At 60.7% G+C, this 21,771-nt stretch carries 21 protein-coding genes; 20 read left to right on the top strand and 1 reads right to left on the bottom strand.

Annotation, left to right across the window (positions count from 1 at the left end; all coding sequences use genetic code 11):
- Positions 1-67: 67 nt before the first annotated feature.
- Genes SSPSH_RS08150 through SSPSH_RS08135 form a run of 4 tightly spaced genes read left to right on the top strand, consistent with a single transcriptional unit; the run spans position 68 to position 3,748 of the window.
- Positions 68-1,018, top strand: coding sequence for a branched-chain amino acid ABC transporter permease (locus SSPSH_RS08150; RefSeq protein ID WP_006914014.1), 951 nt, complete (start codon positions 68-70; stop codon positions 1,016-1,018).
- Positions 1,015-2,295 (top strand): branched-chain amino acid ABC transporter permease, encoded by a 1,281-nt coding sequence (locus tag SSPSH_RS08145; protein WP_006914013.1) that lies wholly within the window; start codon positions 1,015-1,017, stop codon positions 2,293-2,295. Before SSPSH_RS08150 ends, SSPSH_RS08145 begins: the two co-directional genes overlap by 4 nt.
- Positions 2,292-3,038: an ABC transporter ATP-binding protein gene (locus SSPSH_RS08140; RefSeq protein ID WP_006914012.1), complete on the top strand. Its 747-nt coding sequence runs from the start codon at positions 2,292-2,294 to the stop codon at positions 3,036-3,038. Before SSPSH_RS08145 ends, SSPSH_RS08140 begins: the two co-directional genes overlap by 4 nt.
- Before the next feature lie 14 nt (positions 3,039-3,052).
- Positions 3,053-3,748: an ABC transporter ATP-binding protein gene (locus SSPSH_RS08135; protein WP_006914011.1), complete on the top strand. Its 696-nt coding sequence runs from the start codon at positions 3,053-3,055 to the stop codon at positions 3,746-3,748.
- 63 nt (positions 3,749-3,811) lie between these two features.
- Here the strand turns inward: SSPSH_RS08135 and SSPSH_RS08130 are convergent, their stop codons facing one another.
- Positions 3,812-4,168: a hypothetical protein gene (locus SSPSH_RS08130; protein WP_006914010.1), complete on the bottom strand. Its 357-nt coding sequence runs from the start codon at positions 4,166-4,168 to the stop codon at positions 3,812-3,814.
- A gap of 37 nt (positions 4,169-4,205) precedes the next feature.
- Here SSPSH_RS08130 and SSPSH_RS18850 point away from each other — a divergent pair, with 37 nt between their 5' ends.
- The 16 genes from SSPSH_RS18850 (at position 4,206) to SSPSH_RS08055 (ending at position 21,769) form a co-directional block, all read left to right on the top strand.
- Complete coding sequence (locus SSPSH_RS18850; RefSeq protein WP_021031586.1) at positions 4,206-4,361, top strand: hypothetical protein; 156 nt, start codon at positions 4,206-4,208, stop codon at positions 4,359-4,361.
- Positions 4,362-4,449: 88 nt separating this feature from the next.
- Positions 4,450-5,313, top strand: coding sequence for a branched-chain amino acid ABC transporter permease (locus tag SSPSH_RS08125; RefSeq protein ID WP_006914009.1), 864 nt, complete (start codon positions 4,450-4,452; stop codon positions 5,311-5,313).
- A complete protein-coding gene (locus SSPSH_RS08120; protein WP_006914008.1) occupies positions 5,313-6,356 on the top strand; it encodes a branched-chain amino acid ABC transporter permease in 1,044 nt (347 codons plus the stop codon). The genes SSPSH_RS08125 and SSPSH_RS08120 overlap by 1 nt, the downstream gene beginning before the upstream one ends.
- Positions 6,349-7,113, top strand: a complete 765-nt coding sequence (locus tag SSPSH_RS08115) for an ABC transporter ATP-binding protein (protein WP_006914007.1) — start codon at positions 6,349-6,351, stop codon at positions 7,111-7,113. Before SSPSH_RS08120 ends, SSPSH_RS08115 begins: the two co-directional genes overlap by 8 nt.
- Positions 7,100-7,807 carry an ABC transporter ATP-binding protein gene (locus SSPSH_RS08110; RefSeq protein ID WP_006914006.1) on the top strand — a complete coding sequence of 236 codons (708 nt, stop codon included), beginning with the start codon at positions 7,100-7,102 and terminating at the stop codon, positions 7,805-7,807. Before SSPSH_RS08115 ends, SSPSH_RS08110 begins: the two co-directional genes overlap by 14 nt.
- Positions 7,808-7,876: 69 nt before the next feature.
- Positions 7,877-9,046, top strand: a complete 1,170-nt coding sequence (locus SSPSH_RS08105) for an ABC transporter substrate-binding protein (RefSeq protein ID WP_006914005.1) — start codon at positions 7,877-7,879, stop codon at positions 9,044-9,046.
- A 122-nt stretch (positions 9,047-9,168) separates the two neighbouring features.
- Positions 9,169-10,200, top strand: a complete 1,032-nt coding sequence (locus tag SSPSH_RS08100) for an NADP-dependent oxidoreductase (protein WP_006914004.1) — start codon at positions 9,169-9,171, stop codon at positions 10,198-10,200.
- A 3-nt stretch (positions 10,201-10,203) separates the two neighbouring features.
- Positions 10,204-11,649 (top strand): DHA2 family efflux MFS transporter permease subunit, encoded by a 1,446-nt coding sequence (locus SSPSH_RS08095; RefSeq protein ID WP_006914003.1) that lies wholly within the window; start codon positions 10,204-10,206, stop codon positions 11,647-11,649.
- A gap of 412 nt (positions 11,650-12,061) precedes the next feature.
- Positions 12,062-12,862 (top strand): IclR family transcriptional regulator, encoded by an 801-nt coding sequence (locus SSPSH_RS08090; protein ID WP_006914002.1) that lies wholly within the window; start codon positions 12,062-12,064, stop codon positions 12,860-12,862.
- A gap of 12 nt (positions 12,863-12,874) precedes the next feature.
- Positions 12,875-13,336 (top strand): PaaI family thioesterase, encoded by a 462-nt coding sequence (locus SSPSH_RS08085; RefSeq protein ID WP_040607787.1) that lies wholly within the window; start codon positions 12,875-12,877, stop codon positions 13,334-13,336.
- A gap of 427 nt (positions 13,337-13,763) precedes the next feature.
- Positions 13,764-14,978 (top strand): acyl-CoA dehydrogenase family protein, encoded by a 1,215-nt coding sequence (locus tag SSPSH_RS08080; RefSeq protein WP_006914000.1) that lies wholly within the window; start codon positions 13,764-13,766, stop codon positions 14,976-14,978.
- 71 nt (positions 14,979-15,049) lie between these two features.
- Positions 15,050-15,814 carry an SDR family NAD(P)-dependent oxidoreductase gene (locus SSPSH_RS08075; protein ID WP_006913999.1) on the top strand — a complete coding sequence of 255 codons (765 nt, stop codon included), beginning with the start codon at positions 15,050-15,052 and terminating at the stop codon, positions 15,812-15,814.
- Positions 15,815-15,816: 2 nt separating this feature from the next.
- Complete coding sequence (locus SSPSH_RS08070) at positions 15,817-16,899, top strand: phosphotransferase family protein (protein WP_006913998.1); 1,083 nt, start codon at positions 15,817-15,819, stop codon at positions 16,897-16,899.
- A 60-nt stretch (positions 16,900-16,959) separates the two neighbouring features.
- Positions 16,960-17,763, top strand: a complete 804-nt coding sequence (gene surE / locus SSPSH_RS08065) for a 5'/3'-nucleotidase SurE (protein ID WP_006913997.1) — start codon at positions 16,960-16,962, stop codon at positions 17,761-17,763.
- 179 nt (positions 17,764-17,942) lie between these two features.
- The gene (locus SSPSH_RS08060; protein WP_021031585.1) at positions 17,943-19,601 is read left to right on the top strand and encodes a long-chain fatty acid--CoA ligase; all 1,659 of its coding nucleotides are present in this window, start codon (positions 17,943-17,945) and stop codon (positions 19,599-19,601) included.
- Between the two features lie 80 nt (positions 19,602-19,681).
- Positions 19,682-21,769: a 3-hydroxyacyl-CoA dehydrogenase NAD-binding domain-containing protein gene (locus SSPSH_RS08055; protein WP_006913995.1), complete on the top strand. Its 2,088-nt coding sequence runs from the start codon at positions 19,682-19,684 to the stop codon at positions 21,767-21,769.
- Positions 21,770-21,771: the final 2 nt, after the last annotated feature.

Here is a 21,771-nt window from a genome sequence, read left to right as displayed (position 1 = left end):
CGGCGCGAGCGTCGGGCGCCTCGTGTGCCCGACGCTTTCCCATTTCGCCATCGCGGGTTGCACGGTGATGCTCGAATCGATTGTCTTTTCAGTCTTGAATGGGCTGTTGTACGGCATGCTCTTGTTCATGCTGGCCAGCGGTCTCACGCTGATTTTCGGCATGATGGGCGTACTCAATTTCGCCCATGCCAGCTTTTACATGCTCGGCGCTTATTGCGCCTATACGATCAGTTCGTATACCAATTTCTGGGTGGCGCTGATCGTTGCGCCGTTGTTCGTGGGTTTTCTCGGTGCGCTGACCGAGCGCTTCGGGCTACGCAATGTCCATAAGCATGGCCATGTCGCAGAGCTGCTGCTGACATTCGGCCTGGTCTACGTGATCGACGAGCTGGTGGTGCTGATCTGGGGCCAGATTCCGGTCGACTATGCGATACCGCCGTCGCTGGACTTCACCCTGTTCACCTTGTTCGGCACCAGTTTCCCGGCGTATCGCGGCTTTATTCTGTGCGTGGCGATTCTTATGTTCGTTGCGATATACGGTCTGCTGGTACGTACACGCGTGGGCATGATCATTCGCGCGGCGCTTTCGCATCCGGAGATGGTGGGTGCGCTGGGGCACGACGTGCCGCGAATCTTCACGCTTGTATTCGCCTTTGGTACCGGTCTGGCCGGCCTGGCCGGGGTCATGGCGGGCAACTATTACATCACCGAACCGGGCATGGCGTTTTCCATGGGCCCGATCGTATTCGTTGTTGTGGTCTTTGGCGGGCTTGGCTCGCTTGGCGGGGCGCTCGCGGCGTCGCTGATTATCGGCCTGGTGACGACGTTTGCGGTCAGCTTGAATTACTCGATCGCCGATCTGCTGGCCGGCATCGGCCTGACGCTCGGTAACGAAAGTATCGTGGGCGGGCTGGCCCATATCGATCTGTCGCGTATCGGTCAGATGTTGCCGTATCTGATGATGGTGTTGATTCTGATTTTCCGCCCGCGTGGGCTGATGGGGGCGCGCGAATCATGAGCCAATCCCAAACTGCGCGCGGCGCATTGCTCTGGCACATCGGCATCTGGGCGCTGTTTGCGCTGGTGATTGCGGTATTGCCCTATATCTTCACCTCGAGCAGCTCGATTTCGATGATGAGCCAGATGGGCGTATTCATCATTTTCGCGTTGTCCTACAACATGCTGCTGGGCGAGGCCGGCATGCTCTCGTTCGGCCATGCGGTTTATTTCGGGCTGGGCGGTTTCTTTACGCTGCATGCCATACGGGCGGTCAACGACGGCGTCTGGAGTTTTCCGCTGGAGTTGATGCCCTTGGTCGGCGGTGCGGGAGGTCTCGCGTTCGGCATCATTTTTGGCTCGATATCCACGCGTCGTGCCGGCGTGACCTTTGCGATGATCACCCTGGGCATTGGCTCGATGGTTGAGTCCAGCGCCAACATGTTCACCGATTTCTTTGGCGGTGAAAGCGGCATATCCGGCAATCGTGTGACCGATGTGACGTTATTCGGCTTCAGCTATGGGCCGTCGGTCGAGGTGTATTACCTGATCGGCGCCTGGACAGTGATTGCCGCGGTGGCGATGTATCTGCTCACGAAAACGCCGTTGGGTCGAATCTCCAATGCGGTGCGTGACAACCCCGAACGGGCTCAGTTCGTGGGCTACAACACCACCATCGCGCGCTTTATCCAGTTTTCGCTGTCTGGCTTCTTTGCCGGTATAGCGGGTGGGCTGTTTGCGATCATGTTCGAGATCATGACGGCGCCCAACGTGGGGCTCGTACAGTCCGGTGCGGTGTTGTTGATGACCTTCATCGGCGGCGTCGGCGTGTTCTTCGGACCGATTATCGGCGCGGTGCTTGTTACGTACATGCATACCGCGCTCAGCGGTTTTTCCGAAGGCTGGATTCTGTACTTTGGGCTGCTGTTCGTGTTCATGGTCATGTATGCGCCGGGCGGCATCGCCGGCGTGCTTTGTGTGCATGCCGCCCCCTGGCGCGCTGGACACCTCTGGCGACTGTTGCCGGGGTATCTGCTGGCGCTAGTACCCGCGCTGCTGGCGATCGCGGGGCTCGTGGCGGTTGTCGAAATGGGGTATCAGCTGTCGCTGGCGTATGACCCGTCGAGCCCGATCGATCTGTTCTACATGGAGGTCAACGCCACGAGCCTCCTGTCGTGGCTGGTGGCGCTGCTGGTTCTGGCGGTCGGTATCGCCGGTGTGCTCGGCGCCGCCCGCGTGGTGCGAGCCCGCTGGGCCGAGGTGAACCGATCGATGCAGGCGTCGGGAGCGAAGACATGAGCGATGCACTCAGACTGGCAGGCGTGCACAAGCGCTTTGGCGAAACGCCCATCATCCGCGGCGTGGATCTGGCGGTCGCACCCGGAGAACGGCATGCCATCATCGGCCCCAACGGGGCCGGCAAGTCGACGTTGTTTAACCTGATCAGCGGCCGCTATACGCCCAGCGAAGGCGAGATCGCGCTGCATGGCAAGCGAATCAGCGGGCTGGCGCCGCATCAGATCAACCGGCGCGGGCTCAGCCGCAGTTTCCAGATCACCAATCTGTTCCAGAACATGACGGTGTTCGAGAATCTGCGTTGTTCGCTTCTCTGGGCGCACGGCTACAAGTATTCGTTTTGGCATCTGGTCGGCCGTCAAGCGGCGCTTAACGAGGCCGCCGAACAATGGCTGGAGCGGCTGGGTCTGACCGCACGTCGCGACGTGCTCGCCTCGCTGCTCACCTATGCCGAGCAGCGCACGCTAGAAATCGGTACCACCATTGCCGGTGGCGCGGACGTGATTCTGCTCGATGAGCCCACCGCCGGTATGGGGCTGGCCGAACGCGACCATACGATGGCGATGATCAGCGAAGTCACCCGAGACAAGACACTGCTGATGGTAGAACACGATATGGGCGTGGTATTCGAACTGGCCGATCGTATCAGTGTGCTCGTTTACGGGCAGATCATCGCAAGCGATACGCCGGAAGCCATCCGTGCCAATGCGGCGGTTCAGGAAGCCTATCTGGGCGAGGCGCACTAGTGGTGAACGCTAATATGCTGGAAGTCAAAGATCTGCACGCTTACTACGGCAAGAGTCATGTCCTGCAAGGGGTGGATTTCAATGTGGGCCGCGGCGAGATCGTGAGCCTGCTTGGGCGTAACGGCGTGGGCCGTTCGACCACCTGCAAGGCGATCATGGGGTTGGTCGCGCCGCATGGCACGATTCATTTCGACGGGGAGTCCGTTGCCGGGCTTAAAAGCCATCAGGTCGCGCGCCGTGGTATTGGTTACGTGCCGGAGGACCGGCTGATCTTTTCCGGGCTGACCACGAAGGAAAATCTCGAGATGGGCGTCAAGAAAGTCGGTGCCCAGGCGCGCTGGACGCTCGACGACGCTTATCGCTTGTTTCCGCGCCTGGCCGAGCGTGCCGATGTGAAAGCCAATCTGCTCTCGGGTGGCGAGCAGCAGATGCTGACGATGTGTCGCACGCTCATGGGCGATCCCAAACTGATCATGATCGACGAGCCCACGGAAGGGCTCGCGCCACAGATCGTGTCGCAGGTCGGCGACTTTCTGCTCAAGATTGCCGAGCAGGGCATATCGGTATTACTTGTCGAGCAGCGGTTGAGTATTGCCATGCGGGTATCCCATCGGGTCCATGTCATGGGCCACGGTCGGATCGTGTTCGAAGGTACGCCGGCCGATCTCGAGGCCGATGACGCTGTCCGGCGCGAATGGCTCGAGGTTTGATTTGAACGATCCGGCACCGCAAAAACTCTCGCGCCGGTGGGACGGATTCGAGCGTACAGCTGGTCACGGCTTGAGCGCCGTACGCTGCGTATTACGGGTGCTCTTGCGCGGCCGTCGCTTGATCAGGGGCCGGTCGACCAGCGCCTGATAGCTGGCTGTTGTGCTTTGGTCTAAGTGTTGCCGGACTCGGTGTCTGAAGCCACCGGACGAACGTTCGATCGCCAAGGCCACGTGATTAAAGCGCTTGTCGATTTTGCCGTCTTTTTCAGAAGCTTGGATTGGCTGGATCGCTGCACCAGCCAAGTGAAATGAAGTTTCATTTTCCTGTTGACGGCGGTGTAAGGCCGTGGCAGCTTTGACTTCGAGAAAACAAAAAATGCCGCCGGGGCGTGCGACCAAGATCGCAAAAACAAACGTCACCGGAAGTTCGGCGCTTACAATCGGAGGAGATCACCGCATGACCGATCGTCAGGTCGATACGCGGTCGCTGACGCATTCGCGTCGGCGGGCTATGCACGCCTTGCCCTTGTTTGGCTTTCTGCCGCTGCCGGCAAACCTGTGCGTGGCCCTCAATCCTTCCCTTTGTTTTGTTGATTCGGTTCGGCCGTCGTGATGTGCGCCGGCTTGTTCTATCTGTCGTGCATGCCGTCTGGCTAACGCACGGGTTTTGACCACCGTTCGCTCAATAGGGAGAGACCGTCTTGGATTTGTTCCTTCAACAGGTTCTCAACGGCCTGACGCTCGGCAGCATCTATGGGCTCGTCGCCCTGGGGCTGACGCTGGTTTACGGCATCCTGCACGTGCCGAATTTCGCCCACGGCGCGCTGTATATGGTGGGTGCGTATGTCTGCTATTTCACGATGGCGGACCTGGGCCTGAATTACTGGGTCGCGATCGCCGCCGCGGCCGTTGTGGTGGCCGCGATGTCGGTCATCTGCGAGCGGCTGGTGTTTCATCCGCTGCGCCATGCGCCGCCCATTCACGACAAGATCGCGGCGATCGGCATCCTGTTGTTTCTCGAAGCGGTGGTGCAGATGTACTGGGGGGCGGATTTCCGTCGTATCGCCTCGCCGTATAACCAGATCCTGCAATTGGGTGGGCTGACGTTGCCGGCACAACGCCTGTTGATCATCGTCGGTGCGTTTTCGCTGATGGGCGCGTTGCATCTGTATCTGAAAAAGACGATGACCGGCGCGACCATCGTGGCCATGGCTCAGAACCGGGAAGGCGCGTTTCTGGTCGGTATCGATGCCAACCGCGTGGCGATGATGACCTTTGCTATTGCCGGCGCATTGGCCGCCGTCGCGGCAGGCCTGTTCGCGCCGATCAATCTGGTCTATCCGGCCATGGGGCATCTGGTGCTGCTCAAGGCCTTCGTGATCATCATTCTGGGCGGCATGGGCAGTATTCCGGGCGCGATTATCGGTGGCCTGATCATCGGCTTCTCGGAAGCGCTCGGTGGCTTCTATCTGTCGAGCACCTATAAGGACGTCATCGCCTTCGTGCTTCTGGTCGTGATCCTGTCGATCAAGCCGACCGGCCTGTTCACCAAGGGGGTGCGCTAATGAACCGCGCAATCGATTTTCTGCTCGGCTCGACCATGCGCTGGCTGCTGCTGGCCCTGGCGGTCATCTTTCCGCTGGTCACCGATAACGAGTACCACATCTATGTGATGGCGCTGGCGTTCATCTGGGCGATCGCCGTCTATGGCATGAATATCATTACCGGTTACTGCGGGCAGCTGAATCTCGCGCACGGTGGCTTCTTTGCGATCGGCGCCTACGTTGTGGCGATTCTTACCGTCGACCATGGCTGGCCGTTCTGGCCGGCGTTCCTGGCGGCGGGTTTGTTCGGCGCGGTGTTCGGGTTCGTGGTCGGTATCGTGTCGCTACGGCTCAAGGAGCACTACTTCGCGATCTTCACCCTGTGTGTCGGCTACATCATCTATCTGATGATCGACAAGTGGGAGGCGTTGACGCACGGGTCGCTGGGCATCATCAATATCGCGCCCCCGGAAGGTTTCGGGCTGGTCGATTTCACCCAGACCATTCCGTTCTATTACCTGGTGCTGGCCTTTCTGGCGCTGGCGATCTGGCTGACGCGTCGTATTTCCGAGTCGCTGCTCGGGCGCACGTTTCGGGCGATTCGTATCAGTGACGATCTGGCCCAGTCGCTGGGCATCAACCTGATGCGCAACAAGGTGCTGGCGTTCGTGATCTCCACGGTCTATGCCGCAGCCGCTGGTGGCCTGTATGCCGGCGTGGTGCGCTTCATCGGTCCCGAAGAGGCAAACTTCATCCATACCTTCGACATGATCGCCTACCTGCTGGTCGGCGGTATCGGCACGCTCATGGGCCCGCTGCTGGGCACGCTGGTCATCACCTGGCTGACCCAGGCGGTGCAGTCGCTCGAAGAGTATCGAATGATCGTCTTCGGGCCGATGCTGGTGCTGCTGGTGATCTTCTTCCCGCGTGGCATCGTCGGCACGTTCCTGGGCTGGCGCGGACGACGTATGGCGCGTCAGGCGCCGCGCAAGACGCGCGAGTCACGAGTCGAACAGTCCGATCCGCACGGCGCGGATTCGAAGGAGGCGCGTAACAATGCTTAGTATCCGCAATCTCACCAAGCGCTTCGGCGGGCTGGCCGCGGTCAACGATGTGAGCGTCGAATTCGGCGCCAACCAGATCAACGCGATTATCGGCCCCAACGGCGCCGGCAAGACGACGTTCTTCAATCTCGTCGCTGGTGCGATGCCGCCCACCGAAGGCGTGATCGAATACAAGGGCCAGGATCTGGCCGGCAAGTCGCCGGATTCGATCGCGCGTCTGGGTGTGGCGCGTACGTTCCAGACCACGATGCTGTTCGAGGAATCGACGGTGCTCGATAATCTGATTGTCGGCCATCGCCTGCGCACCGAGTCACGTCTATGGGACGTGCTCATTAACTCCAAGCGCCTCAAGGCGGACGAAAAACGCTGCCGTGAAAAAGCGGCCGAGACGCTCGAGTTCGTGGGGCTTTCCCATATCGGCCATCGCTATATCGCCGACACCAGTCAGGAAGAACGCAAGCGCATCGCTTTTGCGCTGGCGCTGGCGACCGATCCGGAGCTGGTGCTGCTCGACGAGCCAGCTGGTGGCGTGAATCCCGAAGAAACCGATGGGCTGGTCGACCTGATTCACAAGATGGTCGACCACGGCATCACGGTCTGTCTGATCGAACACAAAATGGACATGATCATGCGTATCGCCGACAAGATCATCGTGCTCGATCACGGCGAGAAAATTTCCGAAGGCACGCCGGAACAGGTCAAGAACGATCCGGTCGTCATCGAAGCCTATCTGGGGAAAGAAGATGCTGAAGCTTGAGGGCGTCGACGCCAAATACGACAGTTTCAAGGCCCTGGACGACGTATCGCTGGAAATCGATGCCGGCGAACTGGTGGTACTGCTGGGTGCGAACGGCGCGGGCAAGACGACGCTGTTCAATACCATCAGCGGGCTGATGAAGCCGGCCGCCGGACGTATCACTATCGACGGCAAGGACGTCACCGGCCGTAAGCCGTCTGCGCTGGTCCAGGCCGGTGTGGTGCAGTGTCCGGAAGGCCGCAAGCTCTTTCCAGGCATGTCGGTGCTCAAGAACCTGCGTCTGGGCGGCTATGTGCACCGGCGCGATCGTGCCGGCATGAATCGCACGCTCGAACATATTCTCGCCATGTTTCCGATTCTCGAGGAAAAGAAGGATCAGCCGGCCGGCTCGCTCTCCGGTGGCCAGCAACAGATGGTCGCGGTCGGGCGTGCGCTGATGGGGCGGCCGAAGCTGCTGATGCTCGACGAACCGTCGCTCGGGCTTGCCCCGCTGGTGGTCAAGCAGGTCTTCGAGACGGTGAAATCGATCAATGCCGAAGGTACGACCGTGCTGCTGGCCGAACAGAACGCCTACGCTGCGCTCAAGATCGCCAACCGTGCGTATGTGATCGAAAACGGCAAGCTGGTCATGCAGGGCGATCGTGACGAGATGCTCGGCAACGAAGCTGTACGCAAGGCGTATATCGGCGCCTAGACATTCTAAGAATCTCGTGACCCACGAGTGGTAGCAAACCAACCCGAATATAAAGAGGGGAGATAGAAGATGACATTCATGAAAACGGTTCGCCGTGTCGCGGTCGCCACGGCTTTGGCCATGGGCATGGCCGGTGCAGTACAGGCAGCAGAGAAAGTGAACATCGGCTTTACCGGCCCGCTGTCGGGCGGTGCTGCGCTCTATGGTGAGAACACGCTGGAAGGCCTGCGCATGGCCGCCAAGGAGATCAACGGTAACGGCGGCATCGATGTCGATGGTACCCAGTACGAAATCAACATCGTCAGCCTCGACGATATGTATTCGCCCAGCCGTGCGGCAGTCAACGGCAAGCGTCTCGTGCAGCAATCCAACACGCCCGTCGTGTTCACGCCGCATTCCGGCGGCACGTTCGCGTTACAGGCGTTCAACGAGCGCGACGGCTTTCTGGTGATGTCCTATACCTCGATTCCGTCGGTGACCGAGAAGGGCAACGAACTCACGGTCAAGATCCCGCCGAACTTCACCGACTACGTGAAACCCTTCACCAAGCTGACCATGGATCGTTTCGGCAAGAAGCTGGGCGTGGCCAATGCCACCCATGACTATGCCAAGTATTGGACCAAGGCCTTCGTGCCTGGCTGGGAGGCGGCCGGCGGCGAAGTCGTGGCCAGCAACCCCATGGACTACAACAAGTCGGCCGATTTCTATACCGGCGTGAGCAAGGTGCTGTCGGCCAATCCGGACGTGCTGTTCGTGGGCGGAGCCTCGGAGCCGACCGGCCTGGTCGTGCGTCAGGCACGCGAGCTGGGCTTCAAGGGTGGCTTCGTGGTCATGGACCAGGCCAAGATCGATGAAGTCGCCAACGTAGCGGGTGGCCTGGAGGCCGTCGAAGGGGCCGTGGGTGTCACCCCGCTGGTCTATTCCGATAACCCGGGTGCGGCCGAGTTCGTGAAGCTCTACAAAAAGGATCACGACGGCGTGCCGACCTCCGAGACCGCCTATAACTACTTCGCCATGTTCCTGGTCGCCCGTGCCATGGAAGAGGCTGGCACCGTCGAGGATGCGAAAGCTATCCGTGCGGCGATCCCGCAGGCACTGTCCGCAGTGTCGACCAACCACAACCCGTACGAAGTCAAAAACATCACCGATAGCGGCAATCTGGCCGTGGATGTCGAAATCGCGGAAGTGGTCGATGGCAAGGTCGACCTGCGCAAGGTCTCCGAGATCGGCGCCGAATAAGTCCTAGATGGGACACTCGCGCACAACAGGGGCACTTGGTGCCCCTGTTTTCTTTGTGTCCCGTGTTTCGAACGATCTGCCGTAGTTTGTACGGCACGTCGGTATAGACAGGAGCTTTCGTCATGACCCTCAATCGCCAGATCATTCTCGCCCAGCGTCCACAGGGGATGCCGGATGAAACCCACCTGCAGATGCAGGAAACCGACATGCCCAGCCCCGGTCCGGGCGAAGTGCTCGTCAAGACCATTTATATGTCTCTCGATCCGTATATGCGTGGCCGCATGAGCGCGGCCAAGTCCTATGCGACGAGCGTGGCCGAAGGTGCGGTCATGGAAGGCGCGACGGTCGGCGAAGTCGTTGAGTCCAACGACGACAGCATCGCCGTCGGCGACTATGTGCTTGCCCATGGCGGCTGGCAGGAATACGCCGTCCAAGCGGCCAAGGCTGTACGCAAGCTGGATCCGGCCGCGGCGCCGATCAGCACGGCCGTGGGCGTGCTCGGCATGCCGGGGTTTACTGCGTATGTCGGCCTGGACGAAATCGGTCAGCCGCAGGCGGGCGAAACTGTCGTGGTGTCTGCGGCTGCCGGCGCGGTCGGGCAGGTAGTCGGCCAGATTGCGAAGATCAAAGGATGCCGTGTGGTCGGCGTGGCGGGCGCGCCGGACAAATGTCGACATGTCGTCGAAAACTACGGCTTCGACGCCTGCGTGAATTACAAGGACGACGATTTCGAGGCACAGCTGAGCGATGCGTGTCCCGAAGGAATCGACGTCTATTTCGAAAACGTGGGCGGCAAGGTGTTCGATGCCGTGCGCGGCCTGCTCAACGACTTTGCGCGCATGCCGGTATGCGGGCGGATCGCGCATTACAACGACAGCGAAGCACCGCCTGGCCCGGATCGGCTGGTGGCGTTCATGGGGCAGGTGCTGGTCAAACGTCTGCGTGTCCAGGGCTTCATTCAGTTCGACTATCGCCATCGTTACAGTGATTTTCAGCGCGACATGAGCGCCTGGGTGCGTAATGGCGATGTGCGCTATCAGGAAGATATCGTCGAGGGACTGGAAAATGCCGTGACGGCTTTTCAGGGGCTGTTGCAAGGACGCAACCGCGGCAAGCTGCTAGTGCAAGTGGCGGCTGACCCGACTCGAAACTAGGCGGTGGCTGCGGCGTCGCAAGCACGAACCTATGCCGTCCTAGGCGAACGCTTTGGTCCGCGCTACAAGTGGTATGTATCGGCCACGGTGATGCTCGGTACATTTTCGGTGGTGCTGGCGGCGACGATCATCAACGTCGCGGTACCGGCGATCATGACGCGCTTCAACGTCGCCCAGGATCAGGTGCATTGGCTGGCGACCGGCTTTCTCGCGGCGATGACCGTGGGCATGCTGCTCAATGCATGGGCCGCCGCACGCTTTGGCTCGCGCGGCGCTTTTGTACTGGCCATGGGCGGTTTCATCCTCGCTTCACTGATCGGCGGTCTCAGCGGCGATTTCACCGTACTGGTGGCTGCGCGCGTGGGGCAGGGGCTGACCGCAGGCATGATCCAGCCGCATGCATTGGTCGCCATTTTTCAGGTGTTCCCGGTGCACCGGCGCGGCCAGGCCATGGGCATTTACGGCATGGGCGTGATCCTCGGGCCGGCGATCGCGCCGGCGCTGGGCGGCGTACTGGTCGACAGTTTCTCCTGGCGGGCGACGTTCATTGTCGTATTGCCCGCCTGTGCAGCCGCGGCGGGTCTGGCCTGGCGTTTTCTGCCCGGCCGCGGTACGCGCCGCGCGTCGCTGGACTGGCTGGGGGTGGGGCTGCTGAGCGCGTCGCTGCTTGCGCTTTTGTGGTCCATCGCATCGTTGCACCGGCGCGGCGTATTTGACCCGATGGTCGACCTTGCGCTGGCAGGCGGTATCGGGCTCGCCGTGGTATTCGTTGCATGGGAGCGACGTGTACGCGAGCCGCTGCTCGAGCTGCGCGTGTTGGCGAGCCCCGGCTTTGCCAGCGGCTTCGTATTGTCGATGGTCATGGGGGCGGGTCTATTTGCGAGTACCTATCTCGCGCCGTTGTATTTTCAGCAATCAGCCGGCATGAGTGCCTCGGCTTCCGGCTTGATGCTGGTGCCGGCGGGGCTGGCCATGGCGTTTGTCTTTCCTATCGCCGGCCATCTCACCGACCGCGTACCAATACGCTCGATCGTGGCGGCGGGCCTGGTTTTCTTTGTCGCAAGCATGGTGCTTCTGGCAGCCGCCGAAATTCCGACGGCCGCGCCGTGGCTGGTGGTATGGGCGTTGTTCGGCCGTCTGGGGGTCGGCTTGATGATGCCGCCGATCACCACGGCAAGTTTGAGCCTGCTCCCTGAGGCCCAGCTCGACCGGGCCTCGGGGATCATCAATTTCGGTCGCCAGATCGGCGGTGCGCTGGGCGTGAATCTGTCAGCGGTTCTGGCCCAGTACGCAAGCGATTTCTACCGCCTTCGTCATCCGGCTGAGCCGGTGGAGCGGGTTTTCGAAGCGGGTTTCGACTATGCCTTCATGGCGCTGGCCTTATTGTTCATCTTTGCATTCTGGCCGTTGCAGCGATTGTCGCGTGCCATTGCGCGTCAGGTGGGCTGACGACGCATGCAAAAATGAGGCGATATGAATTGCCAGCCAAATAGGAAAAGATTAATTTCTCGATTGCCGCTGGGTTTTACAGTCAGATTCGTCACCCATTCGCCTGTTTTCAAGACGATCGGCACTGCGACGGTATGAATTCGTGTAAGGGGCAGGATACGACCTACCGGCAGAGCATTGTTGCTATGCGACTTTTTCCTTATGGCATATGCGCTCGGTTATGTCTATCGTGTCATCCGGCCGAGGGGCGAAGCGATCGATCAGGCATGTCGCGGCGTCGGTCGATCGGGGCAATGGCTTTTAATTCGACGTCGATGAACAGCGGCGATGTCGGGGCGGGAATCGGAAAACCGATGTTTCGGGTTCGAATACAGACGCCGCGATAGCAATTCGTGGTTGGGGAACATAGATCATGCGAAAAACGATATCGCCGGACAGTCCGGAGACCAAGGGCCATAACTATGTCACCGCGCTTGCGCGGGGCCTGGAACTGTTGCGCTGTTTCGGCGATGCGGCGGAATATCTCGGCAACGCGGAATTGGCCAAACGCACTGAAATTCCCCGCCCGACGGTATCGCGACTGACGTCCACGCTGACCCATCTCGGCTATTTGCTGTATATGCCGCACTTGGAGAAATACCGACTCGGGCCGCGCGTACTCGATCTGGGCTACCGTTACCTGGCCAGTGAAGGCGTGGGCAATATTGCACGCCCGTTCATGCAGGAACTCGCCGACGCGACCGATTGCATGGTTGCGCTCGGTGTGCCCGAAGGTGCGCACCTGACCTATACCCATGCCTGCCAGGGCAAGGGGCCACTGATTCTGCGCTTGCAGGTTGGTTCGCGTGTGCCCATGGGGCTGTCTTCGATGGGGCTGGCGTTTCTTGCCGCCCACGAACCGCAGGCGCGCGAGCCTTACTACGAGCGTATTCGGGCCGAAAGCACAATGCCCTGGTCCGAGATCGAACCGTTGCTCGAGCGCGCCTATGCCGACTATGAGCGCTATGGTTTCTGCATGACCGACCGTACCTGGAGTCGGGATATCAGTGGCGTCGGTGTACCGCTGGTGTTGGAGAACGGCCAACGAGTGGTTTCTTTCAACTGTGGCGGTGCGGCCCAGCGCCTGACTCGCGAGGTCATGGTCGAGAATCTCGGCCCACGCCTCAAACAGGTTGTTGAGCAGGTCAAGCAATTGGTGGTGGGCGGCGACTGATTGATGAATGATATGAAGCAGGCCGAGGCGCAGGATTTCTCGCTATCTGATGCGAATGCCCTTTATGACCGGGGCTTTGCGGCGCATCTGGGTTTCGAGTTCGTCGAATGGGTCGCCGATCGCGCAGTACTCGAGCTCGAGATTCAGGACTGGCATCTGAATCTCGCGGGGGTACTGCACGGCGGCATTATCGCAACGCTGCTCGATATAGCCGGCGCTGCTGCCGGCAGTTATTGCCCTTATCCAGGGCGGATTCGCAAAGCCATCACGCTATCGATGACCACAACCTTCACCGGCCAGGCCAGCGCCGGAGTGGTACGCGCGATCGGTCGGCGGCGTGCCGGCGGGCGCCGCATCTTCAACTCGACGGTGGATATCGTCGACGCCGACGAGCGCCTCCTTGCTATCGGCGAGGGCACCTACCGGTTGCGCCGCGGGTGTGAAGGTCCGGAAGGCGTACCGATCGATGCGTGACCGCGCTTCACGCCGTTTGTAACGCACACGCGAATATGCGGCTGCGCTAGCGCGGGCCGGTCAGGCCCGTGTTGTTTGGCGGCCGCGCTGTGCTTGTTGTTGCGAGAATATGGTGCAGCGGCAAATTGGACCCATACTGACCAATTAACAGTCGATTTTTGGCACGACTGCGCGTATGGTCGAGCTCGGTGAACGATCGTTCGGTCTGTCGTTGGCGATGTCGATCACGGGATCGCAACGCCTCGCCGTGCCGAATTACGTGGCGAAACCGAACGATCGTTCATGCCGATTTCGAAACTGGGTTTCATTAAATTGACGGTCTGTCGTGGCTGTGTCAGTTTCCTGTCGGTACAAGAACACGCTTTTACTCGCTCACCGCGCGGTGGACGAGTACGAGCACAACAGCCTGCAACAATGAGGAGAGACCATGCTTGCATTATCCAAGCAGGCCGAGGATCTGCACGCCCGGCTGCTCGCGTTCATGGATGAACACGTCTACCCGGCTGAACCGGTGTACGAAAAACAGCACGAGGAGGCCGAGGATCGCTGGGCCTGGCCGCCGATCATGGAAGAGCTCAAGGCCAAGGCCAAGGCCGAAGGCCTGTGGAACCTGTTCCTGCCGGAAAGCGATTACGGCGCCGGGCTTTCCAATTACGATTACGCGCATCTGTGCGAAATCATGGGCCGTTCGCCGATCGCGCCGATCGTGTTCAACTGCAGCGCGCCGGATACGGGCAACATGGAAGTGCTCGAGCGCTATGGCAGCGAGGCACAGAAGAAGCAGTGGCTGGAGCCGTTGCTCGAAGGCAAGATCAAGTCCTGCTTCTCGATGACCGAGCCGGCGGTGGCTTCTTCGGATGCCACCAATATCGCCACCGAAATCAAGCGCGACGGCGACGAGTACATCGTCAACGGCCGCAAGTGGTGGTCCTCCGGTGCGATGGCGCGCAACTGCAAGATCGCCATCGTCATGGGCAAGAACGATCCGAACGCTGAGAAGCATCGTCAGCAGTCGATGATTCTCGTGCCGCTGGATGCGCCGGGTGTGACCATCGAGCGTCCGCTGCATGTGTTCGGCTATGACCACGCGCCCAAGGGCCACGCCGAAATCCATTACGACAACGTACGCGTGCCGGCCGAGAATCTGATTCTTGGCGAAGGCCGTGGCTTCGAGATTGCCCAGGGCCGTCTCGGGCCGGGCCGTATTCACCATTGCATGCGCACCATCGGCATCGCCGAGCGGGCACTGGAAGCCATGTGCGAACGCGTGGAAAACCGTGAAGCTTTCGGCCGCAAGATCTCCGAGTTCGATTCCATTCGCAAGAACATCGCCCGTTCGCGTATCGAAATCGAACAGGCGCGCCTGCTCACGCTCAAGGCCGCCAAGATGATGGACGAGGTGGGCAACAAGGAAGCCCGTCAGGAAATCGCCATGATCAAGGTGATCGCCCCCGAGATGGCGCTCAACGTGCTCGACCGCGCCATTCAGGCCCACGGCGCGATGGGCGTATGTCAGGACACCTTCCTGGCCTCGGCCTGGGCGAACGTGCGCACCCTGCGTATGGCCGATGGCCCGGACGAAGTGCATCTGGACAGCATCGCCAAGCTCGAGTTGCGTCGTCAGCGCGCAGCCCGCGGTTAAGCCTTCGCGGTCACAGCGTACCGGCCGCCCTCGGGCGGCCGGTGCGCGTTTCGTAACGCCAGGAGAATTTGATGTCCAATTTGTTTGATTTGAACGGCAAGGTTGCCGTTATCACCGGCTCGAGCCGCGGTATCGGTAAAGCGATTGCCTGGCAGATGGCCGAGCACGGCGCCAAGGTCGTGATTTCCAGCCGCAAGACCGAGGCCTGCGAGCCCGTAGCCGAAGAGCTACGAAACGCCGGCCACGATGCCACCGCGATCGCCTGTCATGTGGGCAAGAAAGAAGACTTGCAGAATCTCGTCGATAAGACGAAACAAACCTATGGCCAGATCGACGTGCTGGTCTGCAATGCAGCCACCAACCCCGTCTATGGCACCACGGCCGAACTCTCCGACGAGGCCTGGGACAAGATCATGGAAACCAACGTGCGCGGCACGTTCTGGTTGTGCAACATGGTGCTGCCCGATATGGCCGAGCAAGGCGGCGGCAACGTGATCGTGCTGTCGTCGATTGCGAGCCTGCGCGGCAATACCGTCATCGGCGCCTATGGCGTCTCCAAGGCGGCCGAAGCCGCGCTCGTGCGTAACCTGGCGGTCGAATGGGGCCCGCGCAATATTCGCGTGAACGCCATCGCGCCGGGGCTGGTACGTACTGATTTTGCCAAGGCGCTGGTCGAAGATCCGAAACGCCTCGAACAGGCTGAAAAGCGTACGCCGGTACGGCGTATCGGTGAGCCGGTGGATATCGCCGGCGTGGCGATATTCCTGGCAACCGATGCCAGTGCCTATGTCACCGGGCAGACGCTCGTCGCCGACGGCGGCGAGACGATCAGCTGAACATGGCAGAAAATAGTCAGGCCGGAGCGCCGGAAATCGTGGCGGTGCGTGATGCGCACCGCTTCGATCAGAATGCGCTCGAACAGTATCTTCGTGCCGAAGGCCTCGTCGAGGGCGAGCTCGAGATTCGGCAGTTCCAGGGCGGCCAGTCGAATCCGACCTATTTTCTAACCACCGGCAGCACCGATGCACCGCGCCACTATGTGTTGCGCAAGCAGCCACCGGGCAAGATCCTGCCGTCGGCGCATCGTATCGACCGCGAATACAAGGTGATGTCGGCGCTGGCCGACGCGCCCGGCGTGCCCGTGCCGCGCATGCATGTCCATTGCGAAGATGCCGATATTATCGGTACGCCGTTTTATGTGATGGATTATGTACCCGGCCGCGTTTTCGGCGATCCGGCGATGCCAGAGCTCGAAGCGCAGGAGCGCGGCGATATTTATCGCGGGCTTATCGATGCGCTGGCCGCACTGCACGATGTGGATGTCGATGCGGTGGGACTGTCGGAGTTCGGTCGCCCGAACGGTTATGTCGAACGTCAGATCAAACGCTGGCGCGGGCAGTACGAAGCCTCGGCGACCGAGACGGACCCGAACATGGACGCGCTCGGCCAGTGGCTGACCGACCATATTCCCGAGGACACCACGCCGGCAATCGCGCACGGCGATTTTCGGATCGGCAATCTGTTGATCGCGCCGGACTCGACCGACGTGTCCGCCGTGCTCGATTGGGAGCTGGCCACCATCGGTCATCCGCTGGCCGATCTGGCCTATGCCTGCATGCCGTATCACCTGCCGCATGGCGTGGCCGGGGTCCGCGGTATCGAAGGTCTGGATCTGGCGGCGCACGGCATTCCCACCGAAGCCGAACAGCTCGAGCGCTATCGCCAGGCCCGCGGGCTGTCACCGATCGACGACTGGCCCGTATTTGTGGCGTTCTCGCTATTTCGCACGGCCGCGATTCTGCAGGGCGTTTATGCGCGCGCGGTGCAGGGCAATGCCAGCAACAGCGATGCGTTGAACGTCGGCCGGCGTGCCGGCCTGATCGCCGAACGCGGCTGGGCGGTCGCGCGTGCCCATGATTGATCGATCGACACATGCGCATGCCAGACTGCGCTCGCCGATATTCAACAGCGACCGAACGCCATGAAACCGATACGCCGAATCCTGTTGACCAACGACGATGGCGTCGATGCCCCGGGGCTGGCTGCTGCCGAGCGCATCGCGGCCGCCGTCGCCGAAGAGGTCTGGGTGGTCGCACCCATGACCGACCAGAGCGGCGTGGGGCAGGGCATATCGATGCACCACCCCCTACGGGTGACCGAATACGGCACACGGCGCTATGCGCTGACCGGTACGCCGGCAGACTGCGTGATGGTCGCCATGGCCGACTGGCTGCGCGACGATCCGCCAGACCTGGTGTTGTCCGGCGTCAACTGGGGCGCGAATCTTTCCGACTCGGTGATGTACTCGGGTACGGCTGGCGCCGTGCTGGCTGCTGATCATCTTGGACTGCCGGCCATTGCGTTGAGCCAGGCGTTTCACGATCGAAGCGCACTGGATTTTTCGGCCACTGAAGCCTTCGCAGTCGATGCCATACGGCGGCTTTGGGACGCGCGGGACGACACCGAAAGCTGCTGCTGGAACCTCAATTTTCCGATGTCGGCGCCCGACGCAATCCAGGGTCTGCGTTTTACTCGTCAGTCAACGGGCACGATCGTCGCGCCGCGTCTGATCGCGGGTACCGACGGCCGTGGGCTGGTTTATCACTGGCTGAGTTTCGACCGCGATACGACTACGATCGACGATCCGCTATCCGATGTCGTTGCCCTGCGTGACGGCTATGTATCGGCTACGCCGCTGCACGGTAGCCGTTGTGATGAGGCGCTGCTCGAACGCGGCGCCGATCGCGGTGTGTGGCGACTGGACATCAGCGAACGCGCAGAGTAAAAAAGCCGCTGAAAAACGAAATAGTATTTCAATTGTAAGATGCCCAGTACCTGCGCTGTGTGTTCCCACTCGTTCGAGCGGCATGCAATGTTGGTCTGTGGCAGCCAAAACCATCGCCTGCCAAGCACCGTTCAAGAGTGCGGCAGTGCTGAACGCTGGAAAGCGAGGAGATGACCGTTATGTTCGATCGGCATTACGCCGCATGGCCTGCCAACCTGCCGCATTCCCTGGGCTTGCCGCAGACCAGCCTTTATACAAACCTCGAAATCTCGGCGCGGCGTTATCCCCAGCGCCCGGCGATCATCTATTACGACACGCCGCTGACCTATCGTGAACTCGACGACCAGGTCTGTGCGCTGGCCGGTTATCTGCAGGCTCAAGGCGTCAAGCGCGGTGATCGCGTACTGCTGTTCATGCAGAACGCACCGCAGTTCGTGATTGGCTACTATGCGATTCTGCGTGCCGATGCCGCCGTGGTGCCGGTCAACCCCATGAATCGCAGCGTCGAACTCGAGCACTATGTTGAGGACACCGACGCTACGATCTGTATCTGTGGCCAGGAACGTTACGAAGCCGTAGCGCCGCTGCTGGACAGTGGCAAGCTGGAGCAGGCGATCGTGGCCAACTACGGCGAGTACGTCACCGAGCCGACCGATCTTGGTCTGCCGGCCGAAGTGAAGGCCGAAACGCAGCCCACCGGCCGCGACGACGCCAATCTCTGGTCCGAAGCGCTGAATGCCGGCCATAAGCCAGGCGTCCACGAAGCCGGCCCGGACGACCTGTGCGTATTGCCCTACAGCTCGGGTACCACCGGCGCGCCCAAGGGCTGTGTGCATACACACCGCACCGTCATGGCGACCGCTGTACACAGTGTTTACTGGAGCCGTAGTACCTCGGAAGGCAAGTCGCTGGCCACGCTGCCGTATTTTCATGTCACCGGCATGCAGAACGGCATGAATGCGCCCATCTACATAGGCGGCACGGTCGTTCTGATGACGCGTTGGGAGCGGCGTACTGCCGCGAAGCTCATCGAGCGTTATCGCATCACCCGCTGGACCAATATCGTCACCATGGCGATCGACATGCTCTCCGATCCCGAGATCGACAATTACGATCTGTCGAGCCTGGAGAATATTGGCGGCGGCGGTGCCGCGATGCCGGCCGCGGTTTCGGACAAGCTGTTCAACCTGACCGGCCTGCATTACATCGAAGGCTACGGTCTGTCGGAAACCATCGCGGGCACGCATATCAACCCGTTCGATGCGCCCAAGGCGCAATGCCTGGGCATTCCGGTATTTGACGTGGATTCACGGATCATCGATACCGAAGCGCTGACCGAACTCGGGCCTAATGAAGTCGGCGAGATCGTGACCAACGGTCCGCAGGTGTTTTCCGGCTACTGGCGCCGGCCCGAGGAGACCGAGGCCGCGTTCATCGATCTCGGTGGCAAATCCTTCTTTCGCACCGGCGATATCGGCTACTACGACGACGAGGGTTATTTCTTTATCGTCGATCGCGTAAAACGCATGATCAACGCTTCGGGCTACAAAGTATGGCCGGCCGAGGTGGAAAGCCTGATGTATCGTCACCCGGCGATTCGCGAAGCCTGTGTGATTTCCACACCCGACCCGCGCCGCGGTGAAAGCGTAAAAGCCTGCGTGGTGCTCAACAGTGCTGGTGAAGCCAGCGCTGACGAGATTCGTGAATGGTGTCGGGAAAATATGGCCGCGTATAAAGTGCCGCGTGTGATCGAGATTAGCGAGACGCTGCCGCGCTCGCCTACGGGCAAGCTGATGTGGCGTGCGTTGCAGGAGCAGGAATGGCCGCAGGCCCAGTAAGCCGGCCCGCGGCGAGTTCGATAACGAATAAACACATCGTGTGCGTAAGCGTGCGGTAACAGATTGGATAAGGAGTAGTTATGAGTGAAGTGGTTTCCTACGAACGCGATGGCGATATTGGCGTCATCACTGTCGATAACCCGCCGGTCAACGCGCTGGGTCATGCCGTGCGTCAGGGCATTGTCGATGCATTGGACAAGGGGCTGGCCGATGATGGCGCCAAGGCGCTGATGATCATCGGCGGTGGCCGTACTTTTCCGGCCGGCGCCGATATTCGCGAATTCGGCAAGCCGCCGCAGGAACCGAGTCTGCCGGACGTGGTTCAAGTTCTCGAAAACAGTGACAAGCTACTGATTGCCGCGGTTCACGGCACCGCCCTGGGCGGCGGCATGGAAATCACCCTCGGCTGCGATTATCGCGTGGCGCTGGACTCGGCCAAGATGGGCCTGCCGGAAGTCAATCTGGGTCTGCTGCCGGGCGCCGGCGGTACTCAGCGCCTGCCGCGTCTGATTGGTGCCAAGGCGGCCATGCAGGCGATCGTCGAAGGTAAGCCGATGAAGGCCGCCAAGCTCAAGGACATGGGCGTGATCGACGAGGTCGTCTCCGGCGATCTCAAAGCCGAAGCGATTGCCTATGCCGAAAAACTCGTCGCCGATGGCGCGCCGCGGCGCAAGGTCAGTGAGCTGAGCGTCGAGAAGGAAAGCGACAACGTCTTCTCCGAATTCGAACAGTCGATTGCGCGCAAGAAGCGCGGCTTCCTCGCGCCGTTCCACTGCATCAAGGCCGTTCAGGCCGCCACCGAGCTGGATTTCGCAGCTGGCATGAAGCGCGAGCGCGAGCTGTTCACGGAACTGCTGAACTCACCGGAATCCGCGGCCCAGCGCCACGTGTTCTTTGCCGAGCGCGAAGTGGGTAAGGTGCCCGGCATTTCCAAGGAAACGCCCAAGCGCGATATCAAGCAGGTCGGCATTATCGGTGCCGGCACCATGGGTGGCGGCATCGCCATGAACTTCCTGTCCGCCGGCATTCCCGTGAAGATGCTGGAAATGAAGCAGGAAGCGCTCGACAAGGGCGTGGCGCTGATTCGCAAGAACTACGAAGCGACGGCCAAGAAAGGCCGCATGACCAGCGACCAGGTCGAAAAATGCATGTCGTTGATCAGCACCTCGCTGTCCTATGACGATCTGTCGGACGTGGATCTCGTCATCGAGGCCGTGTTCGAAAACATGAAGGTCAAGAAGCAGGTCTTCGGCGAGCTGGATCGCGTGTGCAAGGACGGCGCGATTCTGGCTACCAACACCTCGACGCTCGACGTCAACGAAATCGCGCAGTCGACCAATCGCCCGGAAGACGTGATCGGCATGCACTTCTTCTCGCCGGCCAACGTGATGAAGCTGCTCGAGAACGTGCGCGGCGAAGCCACGTCCGACGAAGTCATCGCTACGGTGATGGATCTGTCCAAGCGCATCGGCAAGGTCGGCGTGCTGGTCGGTGTCTGCAACGGGTTTGTTGGCAACCGCATCCTGCACAAGCGTCAGGCCCAGGCCGTCAAGTTGGTTAATGAAGGCGCGACGCCGTCGCAGGTCGATAAGGTGCTGTTCGATTTCGGCCTGCCCATGGGGCCGTTCGCGATGGCCGACCTGGCCGGTCTGGACGTGGGCTGGCGTATTCGCGAAGGGCTGCGTGAAGACGACCCCGAAAACGCGCCCGAGCGCGACTGGATGGACGCCCTGGCCGAGCAGGAACGCTGGGGCCAGAAAACCGGCGGCGGCGTGTTCGACTATGCCGAAGGCGATCGCACACCGCGTCCGTCCGATACCGCAATGGCGGAGATCGAGAAATACCGCAAGGAAAAAGGCATCGAGACCCGCGAAGTCAGCGACCAGGAAATTCTGGAACGCTGCCTCTACGTGATGGTCAATGAAGGTGCCAAGATCCTCGAGGAAGGTATCGCCATGCGTCCGTTGGACGTAGATATCGTATGGATTTACGGCTACGGCTTTCCGGTGTATCGGGGCGGCCTGATGTTCTGGGCCGATCAGGTCGGTCTGGACAAGATCCACGCCAAGGTCAAACAGTTCTACGACGAATCGGGCGATCCGGTTTGGCAGCCGTCGGCCCTGCTCGAAAAGCTCGCCAGCGAAGGCCGCAAGTTCGGCGATCTGTAACG

The sequence above is a fragment of the Salinisphaera shabanensis E1L3A genome, assembly GCF_000215955.2.
In the GTDB taxonomy this organism is placed as follows: domain Bacteria; phylum Pseudomonadota; class Gammaproteobacteria; order Nevskiales; family Salinisphaeraceae; genus Salinisphaera; species Salinisphaera shabanensis.
The sequence above is the reverse complement of the archived record's forward strand: the minus strand, read 5'-3'. Positions and strand labels throughout refer to the sequence as shown.